At 70.0% G+C, this 4,080-nt stretch carries 2 protein-coding genes; both read right to left on the minus strand.

Going from position 1 to position 4,080, the window contains the following annotated elements:
• Positions 1 to 1,859, minus strand: a 1,859-nt coding sequence (locus tag LQV45_RS19685; protein WP_230008461.1) for a serine/threonine-protein kinase, incomplete at its 3' end; no start/stop codon positions are given.
• Positions 1,860 to 1,941: 82 nt separating this feature from the next.
• On the minus strand, positions 1,942 to 4,080 hold a 2,139-nt coding region (locus tag LQV45_RS19690; RefSeq protein ID WP_253074580.1), incomplete at its 5' end, for an FtsK/SpoIIIE domain-containing protein.

Consider the following 4,080-nt stretch of genomic DNA (forward strand, 5'->3'; position numbering starts at 1 on the left):
CCCGCGCTGTCCACCGCGAGCGCCCCGCCGCAGCCGTCGGAGAACCGTACTCCTTTCTCGCCGCCGCTCACGGCGGCGAGCATCTGCGAGGGCTTGCCCGACGCGGGACTGACGTAGAGCGGGTTCAGCTCGTCGGCGCCGCCGGCCCAGACTGGCACGAGGGTGATCTTTAGCGGGCTGGGCGTCACGACGCGCGCCGGAGTACGCACCTCCACGCCCTTCAGCCGCTGGACGGTATAGGCCGTGCCCTTGACGGCAGGGTCCTGCGTCGCGGCCGTCGTCGCCTCGGACCCAGCCCGCAGCCATGCGTCGAGGGCCTGCTGGTCCGCGGGCGACACTGACACCTTGGCGGTGACCTGGGCTGCCCCTCCGGCCGGGACCTCCAACCCCGAGACCTTCCAGCCGCACTCGACGTCAAGGCCGGTGATCGAGGCCTGATTCCTGCTCACCGAAGCCCCGTCCCACGTGACCGTCGGGCACGCTTCCCCATCGGCCAGGCCCGGGATCACCTCAAGGAAATCACCGGACAACGGCGCCTTCTGCGCCGCGTACGCGACAGTCAAGCGGACCTGACCGGAGGACGCCTCATAGGAGGCCTCCCGCGAGATTGTCAGGCCGGTTGGCAGCGCCGCGTCCTGAAGTTGCTTGGACACCTGGCCTTCCGCGGTGGGCCGCATTTGCTGACCTGGAGGGGCGAGGACAACGAACCCCACGACCATCGCGACGACGAGCAGGGTGGCGGCGCCCGCGAGCAGTAACGCTTTGCGAGTGCGCCAGAACGGGGTGGCGACCTGTTCCTCGAGCCGGGCCTCCGCCCGGGGCCGCACTTCGCGACGCGGGATTGGCCGGGCGATGGTGGCGCTGTCGGCCTCCCCGAGCTCGGGAGCCTTCCCGGCGTGGTCATCTGGCGAGCCTGACGCGAGGGCCGCGAGGTCCTCGTCCGTGAAGGCGCCCCGGACGACGGTGGCCGAGCGTTCGACGGCGTCGAAGTCCTCCGGGGCCTCGGTACGCGTGATCGGGCTGCTGCCGGCAAGGCGGGGTGCGAGACGCCGGAGCGTCGCCGCGGCCTCACTCGCCGTCGGGCGTCGGGCGGGGTCTTTGGACAGCAGCGAGTCGAGTATGTTCCATACCGCGTCGTCCACGGGGATCCGTGGCGGGCGCGAGGAAACATGGCGGTACGCGACACTGAAGTCCGTCCCCGGCCCGGCGAAAGGAGTGCGCCCGGCTAGGAGCTCGTAGAGCAGGACACCCGTTGAGTACACATCGCCCGGAGGGCCGGACCGGCCCTGGCTGATGAGCTCGGGAGGCATGTAGTGCGGGGTGCCGATGAGACCGGTCGTCTGGCGGATCTTCTCGCCCACGACGTCGGAGATGCCGAAGTCGGAGACCCGTACGTCGCCCGCGGCGCACTCGGGCCAGGGGCGGGCGAGGAGCACGTTGTCCGGCTTAATGTCGCGATGGGTCACGCCTCGTGAGTGCGCGAAAGCCAGTGCGTCGAACACTTCGGCGGCGACGTTGAACGCGTCCACGGGACGCAGCGGGCCCGTCTCCTTGAGCGCGTCGCGCAGCGAGCCTCCCGCCACGTAGTCCATGACGATGGCCAACCGCGAGCCCTCCACCACCATGTCGCGCACCGTGACGATGTGCGAGTCCCGCAGGCCAAGCAAGACGGATCGCTCGCGGACGAACCGCTCTACGAGCGAGGGATCGTCGGCGTGCTCCGGGCGCAGGACTTTGGCGGCAAGCGTCCGGCCGTCGGCAGAGGTGACGGTCCAGACCTCGCCGACGGCGCCGGAGCCCACCCATTCGCCGAAGCGGTAGGACGCTCCCAGAGCCTGACCCGTCTGTGCGAATTTCATACCGTACTCCCCAACGCTATCGATCTGATTCTTCAAGGCCCCCGGCCGTCCACTGGTTCGTCGTATGCGCTCGTAGCCGGGCTCAGCCCTCGGCGCTCATCGACTGGATCAGTGCCAATTGCCCGCCGACGCCGATATATCCACGCCCGGCAGTCAGCGCCACCGGCGCCCTGCGCGGGAGTGCGGTGCCCAGCAGTTCGCCGTCGTAATCTACATCCGGTTGCAGCAGCACGCCCAGGCGGGATTTGCGGAGCGTCTTGGTCCAGTGACTGTACAGCCCGCGGAGATCCGTGGCCCGTCCGGCCGCGATGACGCACAGCCCCGGCTGCCCGGATGTCACAGCCCCCGCGATGGATTGATCGGTGTCCTCGAAGCGCTCTGCGTCGTCAATGAGCAGGAACACTGGGCCGCGCTCGAGGCGCAGGGAGGCCAGCAGGGCCGGCACTTCATCCGTGCCGACGGCCACGCGATCCAGATCGGCGAGGGCCAGGGGCGAGCGGCGATCGCAGATGCCCCACACCTGAGCCGGCCCGCGTGAGGTGGTCGCGCCACGCAGGGCTGCGGCCAGGGCCAGCAGCAGCGTGGACTTTCCCGACCGGGCAGGCCCGGCGACAAGCGCGTGCTCGCCCTCGTAGATTTCCAGGAAAGCCGGCGAGAGGTCAGCCTCCTTTATTCCTACCGGGATGAGCCAGGGTTCGGCCTCCAGCCGGGGTTCCACCCCTAGCGCCAGCATGGTGACGTTGGAGGGCAGGCGCCGGATCGCCGGGGTCTTCGCGGGTGCGTGTGCCCAGCTTTGCCGCATGCGATCCACCGCAGCCTCGACCCCGATACCGGGCGTGGCCACATGCATCTGGAGCGAGGTGCGGGGATCCACGCAGCGCCCAGGAAGCGCAGCGGGGATTTCCTTGCCCCGGACGCCGAGCGAGGAGTAGTCGTAGTCGTCCGCCAGCCGGAAGAGCCACTTCTGCAGCGTCACCTCGTTCATGGCCGAGGGCACCGCCTTGGCGCGTGTGGTGGAGACCGCGAAGGACAGTCCCAGCGCCGGGCCGTCCGCGTACGCCCGATACAGCAGCGCCAGCAGCTGCTGCCCTTCGAAATCCTGGAACTCGTCCCGCAGTGAGGCCAGGCCGTCCAGCAGCACCACGGTGCGGCGGTGCCTGCCAGGCTCGGCGCGGCGGCTCTCGAGCTCCGTGTGCAGGTGCCGGAGGAAACGGGCCTGCTGCTCCTTGGCACCGGCCCCGGTTCCCACATACGCCACGGTGTGCGGCAGGCGTTCCAGGGCTTCGAGTTCACGGGAGCCCATGTCGAGGATCATCAGGTCCAGTTCGGCCGGATCGGCGTCCTTCGCCAGTGTCAGCGCGATCGAGGCCAGTGTGGTGCTCGTGCCGGAGCCGGCCACGCCCATGAGCATCAGGTTCCCCACGGACATGTCCCATCCCGCCGCGGACTGGCGCTGCAGCTCCGGCTCGTCGACGATTGCCACCTGGACCGTGGAGCCTCGGACGGCGCCCACCATCGGCAGCGGCCGGCGTGCGGGATCGGTGGGAGTGTCGGACGGCGCGGCGCGACGGCCGCCGTTCGGCTGAGGAAGGTAACCCTCCAGCTCCACACGCTCACCCAGGGCCTCCGGCCAGACCTGCCGCGGCTCGGCGTACCCTGCCTCGGCGTTGGCTGCGACTACGGCGTCGATGAGCAGTTCGAGGTCGTTCTCGTCCACGGCCGCAGACCGTGGCGGCGCCGCCGCGGGCACGGGGACGCCGAACTGGCGGGTCTCGCGCACGTCCACGGCAGGCCCGGCGCCGAGCTGCGCCCGCCCGGTCACGAGGGCCGTCTGCACGGGGGTGATGTCGTCCTGGCCCAGTTTCACAAATGCCCGGCCCATCTGGGCCCGGCCGATCGCCGAGGCGGCGGGCACACCGATGACGTTGTTGGAGTCGTCGCGGCTCTGCACCCGCAGCGCCACCCGAAGGTTGGTGTTCGCGAGGATGTCGTCGCTGACGACGCCCGCCGGGCGCTGCGTCGCCAGGATCATGTGCACACCAAGGGTGCGGCCCACTGCCCCCACGCTGACGAGAGCTTTGAGCACGTCCGGGAAGTCCTTGGCCAGCATGGCGAACTCGTCGATCACGAGCAGCAGCCGGGGCATGGGCTCGGCCGGGTTCGTGGCCAGGTAGGCGTTCAGGTTGTCGATGCCCTCGCCGGCCTCCGCGAAGACCCGCTG

This window comes from Microbacterium sp. Bi128 (assembly GCF_918698205.1).